Below are 15,432 nucleotides of genomic sequence, written 5' to 3'. Positions count from 1 at the left end.
CTAAAACTCAAACTGATAGAGCAAATCTAATGCCTGGTCGAGACCAGACACCGCTTCAAGATACAACTTAGGCATCAGGCGATAACGCAACGTCAGCGTGGCCAAGGAGTCGAAGATGCCCACCCCATATTTTACTTGTAAGCCTGGGAGAACATAGCCGCTCACGACAACCTGGGAACTGTCGCCAACCCCCTGAGTGTCCAGAGCCAAATTACTTACGCCGAATGCCTCGCCGATTTTACCCACAAGTTGACCACTTTGTGCAACCCCCATGCCGATTAACATCGAGGTCATGGCGTTACCGTCGGCGCCGGAGCTGCTCAAGCCCTGGCCGCGCAGCAGATAAGACAGGGCTTCCTGTTGCGATTTGGCCGGATCGGAGAACACTTCCAGCTTCGGCGCATCCGCCAGGCCGGTCACGCGCACGCCGGCGGTCACATCGTCCTCGGTGGATTCCGGGTTGCGGATCGCCTCGATATTCAGCAGCGGCTGATCCGGCGGGCCGGAGAACATCAGTTGCCCTTTACGCACGATCAAATCCTGACCATAAGCATGGAAGCGGCCGGAAGGGATGTCAATCTGGCCGTTGAGGCCCAGCCCTTTCTTGTCCTGCACCACCTTCAGGTCGCCCTTCAGACGGGCCTTGAGACCAAAAGCGTCCAGCCGCACGTCATTGCCGACGTGGATCATCAGATTGCTGTTGATCGGGATCGAGGCGGTCTTCGGTTGAATCGGCTTCAGTTGGTCGTCCAGCATCACCTCGTCGGAAGAGACGCCCACCGCGCTTTCCGGCAGCTCCTGCACCGTGATGCGCGCCCAGGGAATGTCGACCTTGCCGTTGAGCGAGAACAGCTGCGGCGTGGCTTCGAACACCAGATCCGGCGACACGTCGATGCGGATCATCGGCGGCACCGTCACCCGCAGCTTATCGCCCTTGGCGGCAATGCGCGCACGCCAGGCGTTGATGTCACGCCAGTCGGCGTCGCCCGCCAGATTCAGCTGGCCGCGCGTGGTGCTGAGCAGCCCTTCCAGCGTCGAGGTCATGCCGTTGAAATTCACCGCCAGCCGCGCGTCGGTCATATCGAACGGCATCCAGTGCCCCTGCACCTTCGCCCGATCCAACGCCAGGCGCCCGAACACCAGCGGCTTCTGCGCGCTGCCGCCCAGGCGCAGGTTGGCGTTCAGCATGCCCGCCGCGCTTTCGCCCTTCATCAGCGCCGGGTTGATCAGCGCCAGTGAGATGTTGGTGATATTGACGTTGCCGCTGATGGTGCGCCGCACCTGCGGATCCGCCACCTGGATATTGCCGTCGAACTGGCCGTTGTTGGTCAGCTTGATCCGCCAGTCGGCCAGCGCGCGACCGTTGTTCAGGCCGGCGTTGAGGGTCAGCGTGTCGAAGGCGATCGGCAGCGCGTTGCCCTGCACCTGCTGCACCACTTTGACGCCGTTGCCGGCCAGCGTGACTTTCGCCTCCGGCAGCGCGCCGCCCGGTTTCCAGCTGACGTCGGCCCGGCCGGTGAACACCCCGCTCAGGGCGGTTTCCGGGCCGAGGAACGGCTTGATCATCGCCAGATCGAACCGGTTGAGCACCACGCTGGCCTGGCCGCTCTGGCCGGCTTCAATGGTCTTAGGCACGCACAGCTCGGCGTTCGGGTTCTGCCAACAGTGCGGCCCGACGCTGATTTTCTGCTCGGTGTTCAGGTAGTCCAGCGCGATGGCGCGCGTCAGGCGCCATTCCCCTACCGGCGTATCGAAGCGAGTGTTGTTCAGATTGCCGCGCCAGCGCTGCTGCTGGCGATCGAAGCTGCCCTGCAGCGCCAGTTGGCCGGAGACCGGTTTGCCGTCGATCTTCAGCTGCAGTTGGTGCTGCTTCTCGCTGCCCTTGGCGTCGAGGGTCAACAGGCTGACCTCCAGCGCATCCTGCTTCAGCTGCTCGACGCGTACCGCCAGTTGCCCCTGAATCTGATCCGTGGAGCGCACGTCGCCGTCTATTTTCACGCGGTTGATGCGCAGCGCCTGCCACTGCAGGCCGGAAGCGGTCAAATCCGCCAGCAGCTGCGGCGCCTGCAGATTGCCGCGCAGTTTCAGCAGCCCTTTGGCGGTGCCGCCCAGGCCCGGCAGCGCGCCGTCCAGACGCGGCGCGTCGATGTTGGCGTCCAGGTTCCAGCTCTTCTCGTCCAGCTGCCCTTTGACGTTCAGTTGGTTACGCCCCAACGCCAGATCGATGCCGGGGATTTTCCACTGCCCGGCGGCGTTGCCGCTCAGCGTACCGCGCGCCGTGACCTTGTTCTGCTTCACGTTGCCGTCCAGCTGCAGCACCGGCACCTGCAGTTGCCAGCTGCCGCCGTGCAGGCTGCCGCGCGTGGTGATCTTGCCGTCGAGTTTCGCCGGCCATTCCGGCCACTGCTTGGCGGTATTGATGCCGCTCAGCGTCAATTGCGAGTTCCAGCTGATGGCCTTGCTCCAGTCCACCAGCGCGGTGAGATCGGTATTGCCCTGCAGCGCCGCCAGGCGCAGGCGCTCCAGCTTGAACTGCTCGACGTTGCCTTTGCCGTCCAGCGTCAGCACCGCCGGCGGCAAGTCCTGGCCTTTCAGATTGGCACGCGTCGACAGCGCGTAGTCGGTCGCCTTGCCGTTAAAGCGCAGGCGGAAATCGTTGACCTGATACTGCGCCTCGCCGCTCAGCGGCCATTTCAGCTGCTTGCTCTGCAACGTCAGCGCCAGCGGCAGGCCGGCTTCGGCCAGCCGGGTTTGCACATCGAGCTGGGCGCCGACCGGGCCGGACAGGTTCAGCGCCACCTTCAGCTCGTCACGCAGCCCGCCGCCGACGTTCAGCTTCACCTTCTCGCCCTTCAGCGGTTCGATGTTCAGCGCGCTGTTGGCGGTCAGGGACACCGGCCAGTCGCCGGTCAGTGTCGCCTGCCCTTGCAGCGACAGCGTGCCCTGCGGCGACTTCACGTCGAAGTTGTCCAGCTGGATATGTTGATCCTGCGTGCTGGCCTGCAGCAACAGGCTCGTGATCAGCACGTCGGTATCGCCGGTCAAGCGCAGCTGTTCGCCACTGATCTCTTTGACGGTGATATCCAGCGGCAGGCGGATGTCCGGCAGATCCGGCAACAGCGGTTTGGCGAACAGTTCCTTCAGCGTTTCGCCCAGCGGCTTCTCTTCCGGCTGAGGTGCCGGCTTCGCCGCGTCGGTAACCTGCTCGCCGACCTTTTTCGCCACCTCGACCGCCGGCTGCACCGCTTCCGGCAGCGGGTTTTGCGGGGTTTTCGGCAAGGCGATCAGCAGCGAGCCGATCTTGGTCGGCATCAGCGTCAGCGCGCGCTCTTGCCACTGCGCGCCGGTGCGGAACTCGGCCAGCGAGATGGCGGTGTCGTCGACGGTGACCTTGACGTTGTTCAACGCCAACAGGCGCAGCGTGATCGGGTAAGGCGTGCTGAGATTGGTGGTCGGCTCACTGCTCTCCTCCACCGGCGCGGAAGGCGCCATCTCTTTGGTGTTCACCGCCACGTCCACATCCTGGGCGGTCAAGGCGTTGACGCACAGCGAGCTGCGCTTAAAGCAGGAGAGATCGAGCGACAGATGGAACTGCCCGGCGTTGACCGTCACGCCCGGCATCTGATACTTCACGCCCTTCAGCGTCAGATCGCGCCAGCCGCCGCTGACGCTGGCGATCTCCAGCCCCGGCACCCAGCGCGCCGCGCCGTTGATGACCATATGCAAACCGGTGGTGGTGCCTATCAGGAAGGCCAGGCCGCCGATCAGCAACAGCAGAACGACCAGAAATCCGAGACAAATCTTTTTAACCAGGCTCATAGTTCAGGCCCCAAACCGATGTAGAACTGCATCCCGTGGGTGTCCTTGTCTCCCACAGGCGCGGCGATATCCAGCTTCACCGGCCCCACCGGCGACTGCCAGCGCACGCCTACGCCGGCGCCGGTCTTGAAGTTGCTCTTCTTGATATCGTTCACCGCTTCACCGGAGTCGACGAACATCGCCCCCCACCATTTGCCGGTCACGTTGTATTGGTACTCCAGCGAGCCGGTCAGCATCTTGGAGGCGCCGGTCAGCTTGCCGTCGTCACCGCGCGGCGAGATGTCTTTGTACTTGTAGCCGCGAATGCTGCGGTCACCGCCGGCGAAGAAGCGCAGATCCGGCGGCACCTTGTCGAAGTCGTTGGTTTCTATCCAGCCCACCTGCCCGCGCGCCACAAAACGATGCTTGTCGGCCAGGGTGCGGATCCAGACGTTCTGCGCCTGCATCAGCGCAAAGTCCACGCCGGAGCCCCAGGAGGTGTCGGACACGTCGATAGAGTAGCGCTGGCTGTCGCCCCAGGTCGGCATCAGACCGCCGCGCGAACGGGTGCGGCTGAAGCTGACGCCAGGATACAGCAGCATGGTGGTGTTGCTGACGTTACCCTGGGTAAAGTTATCCCAGCGCCAGGTCAGGTTGATCGCCCGCTGCCAGCCGCTGGAAAGATCCCAGTTGCGCGAGGCCACCACTTTGGAGGTGACGGACTTGGTGTCGTTAAGATCGACGTTCTTGAGGCCGCCCTGCAGCAGGTAATACTGCTCCAGCGGGTTCTTCAGCAACGGGATCTTGTAGGTCAGATCCAGCTGCTGCTCCGGCGCCGATACGCTGGCGCTGGTTTCCAGACTATGCCCGCGATCGTTGAGCCAGGGCTTTTTCCAGGTGCCTTTCACCCGCGGGCCGACGTCGGTGGAGTAGCCGATACCGGTTTCGACGGTGTTGCGCGTGCGCGGCGTCACCAGCGCGTCCAACGGCAAAATCTTGTTCTCTTTGGCATCGTTGAAATCAGGGGATACCACCACCGAGTTGAACCAGTTGGTGGCGGACAAACGGCGGTTCAGCTCAGCCAAATCCTCCGAACTGTAGTAATCCCCCTGATGAAAGGGCACCAGATTTTGCAGATAGTCTTCGCGGATTTGCGAACCGGTGAATTTCACCTTGCCGAAGCGGTAACGTTCGCCGCTGTTGAAATCGATATCCCAAAACGCCTTGTGCAGATCTTCGGCCACGCCGAGTTGGCTTTTGGTCATGTCGGCGTCGAAGTAGCCTTTGCGCAGCGCCAGGCCGGTGAGCGAGCCTTTGAAACTGTCATACTTGCCGTGGTTGAGGATCTCGCCGATGGTCGGCCGCCCCTTCTTCACCAGCGCCAGATAGTCCTCATCGGTCTTCGCGCCGCCTTCCAGCACGATGTTGGCGCCGGCGATACGCACCGGTTCGCCCGGATTGACCTTGGCGTGCAGCACCGGGCGCGACATCCCCGGCCGATCGTCCAGCGTAAACTCGATGGTCGGCTGGTAATAGCCGAGCGCGCGCAGCCCCTGGCGCACCGCCTCATCCACCCGCGCGCGGAAGCGCCCGTCGGTGCCGACCTCTTCAGGCGTGATCGACGACAGCCGCACCCGGACGTTTTTTTCCAACTCTCCGCTTAACCCCTCCACCTGCAAGCGCACGTTGGCCGCATAGGCCGCAGGTGCCGCAAGCAACACAGATATCAAGCACATGACCGGGTACTTTGGCACGTGTTCTCCTTATTGATTTTACTTTCCTGTTATGGTGTTCGCTCCGGGGCCAGGGCAGACTCCGCGCTATCATGACGGCAGCCCTCTTCAACCTTGTTCCGGACGCCGCCCGCCGCGCTTGCCACCACCGCGCAACAGGCGAATTCTTCACTTTTGGCGCTCAAAATACTGCGTTAAGCTTATACATAAACTCAACTTGCCACTTATTGTGGGCAAAGACGCGGTGAGATACAACCGAACCGCCCCCATGTAGGGTCAATTCTTACTGTGACAACAGGAGTCAACCGTGGTGCCATTTTTTGATAAATCACAAACCGTCGATAAGGCAAGCGCGCTGCCTGGCCGCACCACGCCAATGCCTGTCGCAACGCTCAACGTGGTCACCGAACACTCGATGACCCAGGTGCCGGCAGGCATGGAGGTGGCAATCTTCGCCATGGGCTGTTTCTGGGGCGTTGAGCGCCTGTTCTGGCAGCAGCCGGGCGTCTACAGCACCGCCGCCGGCTACAGCGGCGGCTACACGCCGAACCCGACCTACCGCGAAGTGTGCAGCGGCCAGACCGGCCACGCCGAAGTGGTGCGCGTGGTGTTCGATCCGCAGGTCGTCAGCTACAAACAGCTGCTGCAGGTGTTCTGGGAAAATCACGATCCGGCGCAGGGCATGCGCCAAGGCGGCGACGTCGGCACCCAGTACCGCTCGGCGATTTATACGCTGAGCCCGGAGCAGCAGGCCGAGGCGGAAAGCAGCCTGCAGCGCTTCCAGCAGGCGATGGAGGCGGCGGGCGACAAGCGCGTCATCACTACCGAGATCGCGCCGGCGCTGCCGTTCTATTACGCGGAAGACGATCATCAGCAGTACCTGTTCAAGAATCCGGAAGGCTACTGCGGGCTGGGCGGCATCGGCGTTTGCCTGCCGCCGCAGGGCTGATCCGATGCCGGCCGGCGGCACTTTTTTAACCGCTGGCGGCCCCTGTGGGGCAACTGCTATACTGTGCGGGCCGCTTCTGCGGCCCGATAGCTTCCCTTCTGGTTGTTATCGCTGCTTTTTTTACTATGTACTACCCTTCCTCAAGAGCGCCGGCATCCCGTCGGCACGTATGGATAGATTATGTTAAACAGTATTTTACTGATTCTTTTTCTGATCGCGGTGAGTGCGTTCTTCTCACTGTCGGAAATCTCTCTGGCCGCCTCGCGCAAGATCAAACTGAAGCTGATGGCGGACGAAGGCAACGTCAACGCCGCCAGAGTGCTTAAACTGCAAGAAACCCCAGGCATCTTCTTCACCGTGGTGCAGATCGGCCTGAACGCCGTGGCCATCCTCGGCGGTATCGTCGGCGACGCGGCTTTCTCTCCCACCTTCAAGGTGTTGTTCGATCGTTTCCTGTCGCCCGAACTGGCGGAACAGGTCAGCTTCATCTGCTCCTTCGTGCTGGTGACCAGCCTGTTTATCCTGTTCGCCGATTTGACCCCGAAGCGCATCGGTATGATTGCACCAGAGACGGTCGCCGTCCGGATCATCAACCCGATGCGTTTCTCCATCATGATCTTCCGCCCGCTGGTGTGGTTCTTCAACGGCATGGCCAACCTGATCTTCCGTATGTTCAAGCTGCCGATGGTGCGCAAGGACGACATCACCTCCGACGACATCTACGCGGTGGTGGAAGCCGGCGCCCTGGCGGGCGTGCTGCGCAAGCAGGAACATGAGCTGATTGAAAACGTGTTCGAACTGGAATCGCGCACCGTGCCGTCTTCGATGACCTCGCGCGAAAGCGTGGTGTACTTCGACCTGCGCGAAAGCGAAGAGAGCATCAAGGAGAAGGTCTCGACCCATCCGCACTCCAAGTTCCTGGTGTGCGACGGCCATATCGATCAGGTGGTCGGCTACGTCGACTCCAAAGACCTGCTGAACCGCGTGCTGGGCAACCAGAGCCTGGTGCTGAGCAGCGGCGTGCAGATCCGCTCGGCGCTGATCGTGCCGGATACGCTGACGCTGTCCGAAGCGCTGGAAAGCTTCAAGACCGCCGGCGAAGACTTCGCGGTGATCCTCAATGAATATGCGTTGGTGGTGGGCATCATCACCCTCAACGACGTGATGACCACGCTGATGGGCGATCTGGTCGGCCAGGGCCAGGAAGAGCAGATCGTGGCGCGCGACGAAAGCTCATGGCTGATTGAGGGCGGCACGCCGATCGACGACGTGATGCGCGTGCTGGATATCGACGAGTTCCCGCAGGCGGGCAACTACGAGACCATCGGCGGCTTTATGATGTATATGCTGCGCAAGATCCCGAAACGCACCGACTTCGTCAAATACGCCGGCTACAAGTTCGAAGTGGTGGATATCGACAGCTACAAGATAGACCAGCTGCTGGTCACCCGGCTGAGCGACAAACCGGCGGCGGTGCTGCCGAAAGCGCCGGAAGACACCCCGTAGCTTGACGGCGATAAGACAAAAACATCAGCGGCCCCATCGGGGCCGCATTTTTTTACCGCTGTCAGCGAGGTGTTCACCCCATCTCGGCCTGCAGCAGCAGCACCTGACGGTTCACTTCAGACATCACGCTGAAATGGCGCTTGTCGCGAATCTTCGGCGGCAGGATTTTCCCCTCGTCGAATTCAAATGCGCCCACGTCCTTGATATACAGCCTTCCGCGAAACAGGGTCTTAACGTACTTCGCCACTTTCAAAGGGTTATAACGCTGGAAGATTCTCATTCTTTTACGCTCCTCCCGTTGATCCATGCGCTCAGCGAGCCGCCAAAGGTGGCAGCCTCGAAATTCAGAACGCAACTTGATTGCATGTAGTAGACCCAGTAAAGACCAGATCGTTCACTTCTGCCCGGTGATCTGCACTGGATTTACACTTTTTGACAGAATTGTATATGATAATTTATAACGTTTTCAGGATATCCCTTCAAAATCTGATGATTAGCGAACCAAGGGAAAATCTGCGATCCGGTTAACAGGACAGACCTCTTATCACATCCTATGCTTTAGGCTGTCGAAGTGCTGTCGCACAAATTCCCCCCATTACAAGGAGAAAGCATGAAAACAAGTCGCATGCTGATGGTATCCCTGCTGCTCGCCCCGCTTTTCGCTTCCGCGCACAACTTCCAGCTCCAGCAGCGCGTGGCGCCGGTCGGCGTCAGCGACAAAGGAGAGCTCAATTACGCTGAAGGTAATTTTAGCTACCAGAACTGGAACAGCGCGCAGCTCAGTGGAAAAGTGCGAGTGATACAACATATTGCCGGCCGCAGCTCCGCCAAAGACATGAACGACCCACTGATTGAAGCGATCAAGAAGGCGAAGCTACCACACGATCGTTACCAAACGACGACAATCGTCAACACCGACGATGCCCTGATGGGCACCGCGATGTTCGTGCGCAGCAGCATTGAAGACAGCAAGAAGGAGTTCCCGTGGTCGCAGTTTATCGTCGACAGCGACGGTAACGTGCGCAAGGCCTGGGATCTGCAGCCGAAAGGCTCCGCCATCGTGGTGCTGGATAAGCAAGGGCGCATTCAGTTTGCCAAAGACGGCGCGCTGACGCCGGAAGAGGTGCAGCAGGTGATGTCCAAGCTGCACCAGCTGTTGGCGAACTAACTCAGAACAGCGACACCCGGAAGCCGGGGTTGAGGAAGGATTCACGCGGGGTATAGAGCAACGGCCTGCCCTGCCAATCGTGAATTTGCGCCCCGGCGGCCACCGCCACCGCATGCCCTGCGGCGGTATCCCAAATGTTGGTCGGCCCGAAGCGCGGATAGAGCTGCGCCTTGCCTTCCGCCACCAGGCAGAACTTCAGCGAGGAGCCGACGGACACGGTCTGGTGCTCGCCCAGCTGCTGCAGATAATCTTTCAGCTCGTCGTCGATATGCGAGCGGCTCACCACCACCAGCGGCGGATGCGCGTTGCTGACGCCGATCGCCTGCCGCACGCCCTTCTCTTCTTTCCAGGCCTTGCCGCGCTCCGCCAGATACAATACGTCTATCGCCGGCGCGTACACTACGCCCATCACCGCCTGCCCCTCTTCAATCAGAGCGATATTGACCGTGAACTCACCGTTGCGGTGCAAGAACTCTTTGGTGCCGTCCAGCGGATCGACCAGCCAGTAACGCGTCCAGCTGCGGCGCTCTTCCCACGCCGGCGGATCTTCTTCCGACAGCAGCGGCACCTCCGGTGTCAGCGCCGCCAGGCCGCGCTTGATGATGTGATGCGCCGCCAGATCGGCCGCCGTCACCGGTGAATCATCTTTTTTCTGTGCGACATCAAGCGGTTGTTCACCGTCGTACACCGCCATGATCGCCGCCCCCGCCTCGCGGGACAGTTGGCAAATTCGCTCTAACATCATGCACCTCAACTCTGCATCTCCGTGGGAAATTTCCCTCTGTCTCTGCTAGCAGACTAGTTTTTTTTACGCCGAATATCCATCTCAACCGGCTAACCCCCAGGAATTCCTCAGATCTTGTTGGGCACAACTGTGAACTTCCCCGCGTTACCTGCCGCCGTTTTCTGCCACACTTCACAGTTTACTGTGGCAAGCAATGTTAATTACATTTCCCTCTGCGATAACACTCGAATAAATGGAATGGAGAGCCCCCAAATGATGAAGCATCCCCTGACGCTGTCCGCGCTTGCGCTGCTGGTGTGCGCCTCGGCGCAGGCGGCCACCGTCGATCTGCGCGTGCTGGAAACCACCGATCTGCACAGCAACATGATGGACTTCGATTACTACAAGGACACGCCGACCGACAAGTTCGGCCTGGTGCGCACCGCCAGCCTGATCCAGCAGGCGCGCCAACAGGCTACCAACGCGGTGTTGGTGGACAATGGCGACATCATTCAGGGCAGCCCGCTCGGCGACTACATGGCGGCCAAGGGGTTGAAGCCGGGCGACGTGCACCCGGTCTATAAGGCGATGAACACGCTGGACTACGTGGTCGGCAACATCGGCAACCATGAATTCAACTACGGGCTGGACTACCTGAAGAACGCCATCGCCGGCGCCAAATTCCCGTACATCAACGCCAACGTCATCGACGCCAAAACGCAAAAACCGCTGTTCACGCCCTACATCATCGTCGATACGCCGGTGAAGGACCGCGACGGCAAGGCGCATACGCTGCGCATCGGCTACATCGGCTTCGTGCCGCCGCAGATCCTGGTGTGGGATAAAGCTAACCTGCAGGGCAAAGTGACGGTGGACGACATCACCGCCACCGCCAAGCGCTACGTGCCGGAAATGCGTAAACAGGGCGCCGATCTGGTGGTGGCGATCCCGCATTCCGGGCTGTCCAGCGAGCCTTACAAGGCGATGGCGGAAAACTCGGTCTACTACCTCAGCCAGGTACCGGGCATCGACGCCATCATGTTCGGCCACGCCCATGCGGTGTTTCCGAGCAAGGACTTCGCCAACATCAAAGGCGCGGATATCGATAAAGGCCTGCTGAACGGCGTACCGGCGGTGATGCCGGGCCAATGGGGCGATCATCTCGGCGTGGTCGACCTGCAGCTCAACAACGATGGCGGCAGCTGGAAAGTGACCGCCGCCAAAGCGGAAGCGCGGCCGATCTACGACAAAGAGAACAAGAAATCGCTGGCGGCGGAAGACGCCGCGCTGGTGAAAGTGTTGGCGGACGATCACAAGGGCACGCGCGAGTTCGTCAGCCAGCCGATCGGCAAATCCGACGGCAACATGTACAGCTACCTGGCGCTGGTGCAGGACGATCCGACGGTGCAGATCGTCAACAATGCGCAGAAGGCCTACGTTGAACATTACATTCAGGGCGATCCGGATCTGGCCGATCTGCCGGTGCTGTCGGCGGCGGCGCCGTTCAAGGTCGGCGGCCGCAAGAACGATCCGGCCAGCTTCGTCGAAGTGGAAAAGGGCCAGCTCACCTTCCGCAACGCCGCCGATCTCTATCTCTACCCCAATACCCTGGTAGTAGTGAAGGCCAGCGGCAAAGAGGTGAAAGAGTGGCTGGAGTGCTCCGCCGGCCAGTTCAACCAGATCGACGTCAACAGCGCCAAGCCGCAGGGCTTGATCAACTGGGACGGCTTCCGCACCTATAACTTCGACGTGATCGACGGCGTCAACTACCAGATCGACGTCAGCCAGCCGGCACGCTACGACGGCGAATGCCAGCTGATCAACGACAAGGCGGAGCGCATCAAGCAGCTGACCTTCAACGGCAAGCCGATCGATCCGAACGCCACCTTCCTGGTCGCCACCAACAACTACCGCGCCTACGGCGGCAAGTTTGCCGGCACCGGCGACAAACACATCGCCTTCGCTTCGCCGGATGAGAACCGTTCGGTGCTGGCGGCCTACATCAGCGCCGAAACCCAACGGCGCGGCGCGGTGCATCCGCAGGCGGACAACAACTGGCGTTTGGCGACCTTCAGCAGCCAACAGCCGCTGGATATCCGCTTCGAGACTTCGCCGTCGGACAAAGCGACGGCGTTTATCAAGGAGCACGCTCAATATCCGATGACCGCCGAGGGCAATGACCGTATCGGCTTCACGGTCTATCGCATCGATTTAAGCGCGAAATAATCACCCGGCCGGGGCCATCCCCCGGCCAGCTTCGCTATTTTCCCACTGGCGCGCCCTTTAAATTGCATTTAAAATACATGTTATAAAATTCCTTCGTTTAAAGAGGCACTACCATGGATTACCGCAACCAATCCCTTGGCGCGCTCGCCATCGCCATTCCCCGGGCATCCCGGCTGTTTCGCCAGCATCAGCTGGATTTCTGCTGCGGCGGCCGGCAGTCGCTGGCGCGCGCCGCCGAGCGTAAAGGGCTGGACATCGACCAGTTGGAGAACGCGCTGGCCGCACTCGCCGCCACGCCGGAACAAAGCCGGGACTGGCGCACAGCGCCGCTCGGTGAAGTGATCGATTACATTCTGCCGCGCTTTCATCAGCGGCACCGCGAGCAATTGGCCGAACTGGTGCTGATGGCGGAAAAAGTCGAACGCGTGCACGGCGACAAACCCAGCTGCCCGCGCGGGTTGGCGAAGCAGCTGAACCTGATCCGTCTGGATCTGGAGAATCACATGATGAAAGAGGAGCAGATCCTGTTCCCGCTGATCAAACAGGGCATGGGGCCGCAGGCCGCCGGACCGATCTCGGTGATGGAGCATGAACATGACGAGGCGGGTGAGCAGTTGGAAGTGGTGAAGTTCCTCACCGATAACGTGACGCCGCCGGAGGGCGCCTGCACCACCTGGCGAGCGCTGTACACCGGCATCGATGAGTTTATCGGCGATCTGATGGAGCACATCAGCCTGGAAAACAATCTGCTGTTCCCGCGCGCGCTGCGCGGCGCATAAAATAAGGGCGCCACGAAGGCGCCCGGAGCAATCCTCGGTGGGATTACAGGATTTCCAGCAGCTCGACGTCGAACACCAGCGCGCTGAACGGCGGGATGGACGCGCCTGCACCACGCTCGCCGTAGGCCAGGTTATGCGGGATATACAGCTGCCATTTGGAGCCGACCGGCATCAGGGTCAGCGCTTCGATCCAGCCTGGGATCACGCCGCTGACCGGGAATTCTGCCGGCTGACCGCGCTCAACCGAGCTGTCGAACACGTCGCCGTTGATCAGACGACCGGTGTAGTGCACGCGCACGCGGTCCTGACGGGACGGGATCGGGCCGTTGCCCTGCTCCAGCACGGAGAACTGCAGGCCGGACTCGGTCAGCGTCACGTCGTCGCGCTTGGCGTTGTCGTCCAGGAATTTCTGGCCTTCAACCGCCATCGCCTGCTGGCGCTCGCGGCGCACCGCGTCCGCACGCTCGTGGATTTCACGCAGCGCACGGTGCACCACGTCTACCGGAACCGCCGGGGCATTCCCTTCCAGCGCGTCACGCAGGCCCGCCAGCAAAGCTTCCGGTTGCAAACCTTCCAGCCCGGACTCTTGCAGCTGCTGGCCGACCTGTAAACCAATCCCGTAACTTGCTTGCGCTTCAACGCTGTCAAAAGAAGGGGTTGTCATGGGGTTTTCCTTAAGTCTGTAAAAAGTCGAAAGCGCAGCATAACAGCGCGTCAATGCCGGGTAAAATCTTGTGTGGAGAATGATGACTTTTGTCGTAGAAAAAGAAACAATAACCTTCTGTTAACGCCCGCAGCCGCAAACCCCGGCCCTGCCGCTCAGCCGCCTTTCACTTCAATCAGTTAGCGGACTATACTGAAAGCAGGATATCGGGCAGGCGACGCGCTTGCCGCGCCGCGCTCATTATTTCGCCGTCGAAGAGAGGTCACCATGGGCAGAATCGCGCCCAGGAGAAGGAAAACCACCCGCATCTACCAGCCGCTGCTGCGCACCTGGCTGAACGTCAGCCAGCGCCTGAAATCGGGCGCCGCACCCACGTCTGAAGGCGCGGAACCGCCATCGGAGCCACCGCCGGCCAACGACAAAATGCAGCAGGTCAAAGCGCTGCTGGCCAAAGTCTGGCATCTGCCGGACGGTTTCCATTGGATGGAGCCGCTGCCCTACTTTCACCGCCGCTGGGTGCTGATTTTCGGCGCTATCCTGCTGCTGGCCCTGCTGTGGCCCTACTCGCCCGAAAGACAGCCGTTCCCGGTATCCCAGCAGGAAACCAGCGTGCCGCTGCAGGCCGAGCGGCAAAGCGGCGGCGGCGCCACTCCAGCCAACGAACCGACGCCGGCGGGCAACTGGCAGCGTTACCAAATTCAGCCCGGCCAGACCCTGGCGCAGCTGTTTCGCGACAACAATCTGCCGGTGAATGAAGTGTTCGCCATGGCGCAGGTGGAAGGCGGCGACAAGCCGCTGAGCAACATGAAAGCCGGCCAGGAAGTGCGCATCGAACGCGGCGCCAACGGCATGATTAACGCGCTGTCGGTGACCACGGTGGACAACAGCCAGGCGCTGTTCCGCCGCCAGGCCGACGGCAGCTACCGCCGGGAACGCTAATCCCTACAGCTGCGCCAGCAAAAACTCGCGCAGCACCACGCCCTGGTTGTGCTCGGTATCTTTGCTGCCATACAGCAGCGTCAGCGCTTGCCCCTGCCGTAACAGCGCCACCAGCGGCCGCCAGGCGTCGTTGGCCGCCAGCTGTTGGCGGTAACGCGCCTCGAAGACCGCCCACTGGTCGGTATGCTGATGGAACCACTTGCGCAGTTCGTCATCCGGCGCCACCTGTTTCAGCCACTGCACGCCCGTCAGCCGCTCCTTGCTGATGCCGCGCGGCCATAGCCTGTCTATCAGATAACAGTGTTCCGGCGCCGGCGCGCTGAAATCGTAAACCCGCTGTAGCGTAATCTTTGCCATCGCACGCTCTCCTTTTTATCCCGTCTTCAAGCGTAGCGCGTTTTGCCGGGCGCAGAAAAGCAAAACGCCAGCGCGAGGCTGGCGTTTTAACCGGGTTAACAGCAGCGTAAATTACGCTTCTGCAACCACAACTACATTCAGCTGTGCGAACACGTCGCTGTGTACCTGGAAGTGCACTTCGTGCTCGCCAGTGGTACGCAGAACGCCGTTCGGCAGACGAACTTCGCTCTTGGCAACTTCAACGCCTGCCGCAGTCACTGCGTCAGCGATGTCGCGGGTGCCGATAGAGCCGAACAGTTTACCTTCGTCGCCAGATTTGGAAGCGATGGTGACTGAACCCAGTTCGTTGATCTTGGTTGCGCGAGCTTCAGCAGCAGCCAGAACGTCAGCCAGTTTGGCTTCCAGTTCAGCACGGCGTGCTTCGAAGAACTCAACGTTTTTCTTGGTAGCAGGAACAGCTTTGCCCTGTGGTACCAGGAAGTTACGAGCGTAGCCCGCTTTAACGTTAACTTGATCACCCAGGCTGCCCAGGTTTGCTACTTTATCAAGCAGAATAACTTGCATTACCTTATCCTCTCAAAGTCGTTAA

The 15,432-nt window shown here is 60.6% G+C and carries 13 protein-coding genes; 6 read left to right on the top strand and 7 right to left on the bottom strand.

The genetic code is table 11. The features are described from left to right. Entirely contained in the window at window positions 1-3,819 is a 3,819-nt protein-coding gene (gene tamB / locus ACJ8HN_RS14115; RefSeq protein ID WP_060437349.1) for an autotransporter assembly complex protein TamB, read from the bottom strand. Then, window positions 3,816-5,534 carry an autotransporter assembly complex protein TamA gene (gene tamA / locus ACJ8HN_RS14110; RefSeq protein WP_194243329.1) on the bottom strand — a complete coding sequence of 573 codons (1,719 nt, stop codon included), beginning with the start codon at window positions 5,532-5,534 and terminating at the stop codon, window positions 3,816-3,818. The genes tamB and tamA overlap by 4 nt, the downstream gene beginning before the upstream one ends. 304 nt (window positions 5,535-5,838) lie before the next feature. Between tamA and msrA the strand changes: the two genes are divergently transcribed. Both msrA and ACJ8HN_RS14100 read left to right on the top strand, forming a co-directional pair. Continuing rightward, a complete protein-coding gene (gene msrA / locus ACJ8HN_RS14105; protein ID WP_033648689.1) occupies window positions 5,839-6,480 on the top strand; it encodes a peptide-methionine (S)-S-oxide reductase MsrA in 642 nt (213 codons plus the stop codon). A gap of 180 nt (window positions 6,481-6,660) precedes the next feature. Continuing rightward, window positions 6,661-7,986, top strand: a complete 1,326-nt coding sequence (locus ACJ8HN_RS14100) for a hemolysin family protein (protein WP_033636802.1) — start codon at window positions 6,661-6,663, stop codon at window positions 7,984-7,986. 73 nt (window positions 7,987-8,059) lie between these two features. Here ACJ8HN_RS14100 and ACJ8HN_RS14095 read toward each other — a convergent pair whose 3' ends face one another. Next, entirely contained in the window at window positions 8,060-8,266 is a 207-nt protein-coding gene (locus ACJ8HN_RS14095) for a DUF1107 domain-containing protein (RefSeq protein WP_033636801.1), read from the bottom strand. Between the two features lie 330 nt (window positions 8,267-8,596). Between ACJ8HN_RS14095 and ACJ8HN_RS14090 the strand changes: the two genes are divergently transcribed. Next, window positions 8,597-9,154, top strand: coding sequence for a YtfJ family protein (locus tag ACJ8HN_RS14090; RefSeq protein ID WP_033636799.1), 558 nt, complete (start codon window positions 8,597-8,599; stop codon window positions 9,152-9,154). A 1-nt stretch (window position 9,155) separates the two neighbouring features. Here ACJ8HN_RS14090 and cysQ read toward each other — a convergent pair whose 3' ends face one another. Continuing rightward, window positions 9,156-9,896 carry a 3'(2'),5'-bisphosphate nucleotidase CysQ gene (cysQ, locus tag ACJ8HN_RS14085; RefSeq protein ID WP_033654905.1) on the bottom strand — a complete coding sequence of 247 codons (741 nt, stop codon included), beginning with the start codon at window positions 9,894-9,896 and terminating at the stop codon, window positions 9,156-9,158. Window positions 9,897-10,151: 255 nt separating this feature from the next. Between cysQ and ACJ8HN_RS14080 the strand changes: the two genes are divergently transcribed. After that, window positions 10,152-12,104 (top strand): bifunctional 2',3'-cyclic-nucleotide 2'-phosphodiesterase/3'-nucleotidase, encoded by a 1,953-nt coding sequence (locus ACJ8HN_RS14080; RefSeq protein WP_039567830.1) that lies wholly within the window; start codon window positions 10,152-10,154, stop codon window positions 12,102-12,104. A gap of 113 nt (window positions 12,105-12,217) precedes the next feature. Then, window positions 12,218-12,883: an iron-sulfur cluster repair protein YtfE gene (gene ytfE, locus ACJ8HN_RS14075; protein ID WP_033648691.1), complete on the top strand. Its 666-nt coding sequence runs from the start codon at window positions 12,218-12,220 to the stop codon at window positions 12,881-12,883. A 43-nt stretch (window positions 12,884-12,926) separates the two neighbouring features. Here ytfE and fklB read toward each other — a convergent pair whose 3' ends face one another. After that, window positions 12,927-13,547 (bottom strand): FKBP-type peptidyl-prolyl cis-trans isomerase, encoded by a 621-nt coding sequence (gene fklB / locus ACJ8HN_RS14070; RefSeq protein WP_004933618.1) that lies wholly within the window; start codon window positions 13,545-13,547, stop codon window positions 12,927-12,929. A 267-nt stretch (window positions 13,548-13,814) separates the two neighbouring features. Between fklB and ACJ8HN_RS14065 the strand changes: the two genes are divergently transcribed. Then, a complete protein-coding gene (locus ACJ8HN_RS14065) occupies window positions 13,815-14,486 on the top strand; it encodes an OapA family protein (protein WP_442523595.1) in 672 nt (223 codons plus the stop codon). Window positions 14,487-14,489: 3 nt separating this feature from the next. Here ACJ8HN_RS14065 and ACJ8HN_RS14060 read toward each other — a convergent pair whose 3' ends face one another. Together ACJ8HN_RS14060 and rplI are read right to left on the bottom strand one after the other, a co-directional pair. Continuing rightward, window positions 14,490-14,843 carry a DUF488 domain-containing protein gene (locus tag ACJ8HN_RS14060; protein ID WP_033648693.1) on the bottom strand — a complete coding sequence of 118 codons (354 nt, stop codon included), beginning with the start codon at window positions 14,841-14,843 and terminating at the stop codon, window positions 14,490-14,492. A gap of 111 nt (window positions 14,844-14,954) precedes the next feature. Beyond that, window positions 14,955-15,407: a 50S ribosomal protein L9 gene (gene rplI, locus ACJ8HN_RS14055; protein ID WP_004933629.1), complete on the bottom strand. Its 453-nt coding sequence runs from the start codon at window positions 15,405-15,407 to the stop codon at window positions 14,955-14,957. Between the last annotated feature and the right edge of the window lie 25 nt (window positions 15,408-15,432).

This window comes from Serratia sp. CY29653, assembly GCF_052169255.1.
Classification (GTDB): domain Bacteria; phylum Pseudomonadota; class Gammaproteobacteria; order Enterobacterales; family Enterobacteriaceae; genus Serratia; species Serratia sarumanii.
This window is presented reverse-complemented; position numbering and strand designations above follow the sequence as displayed.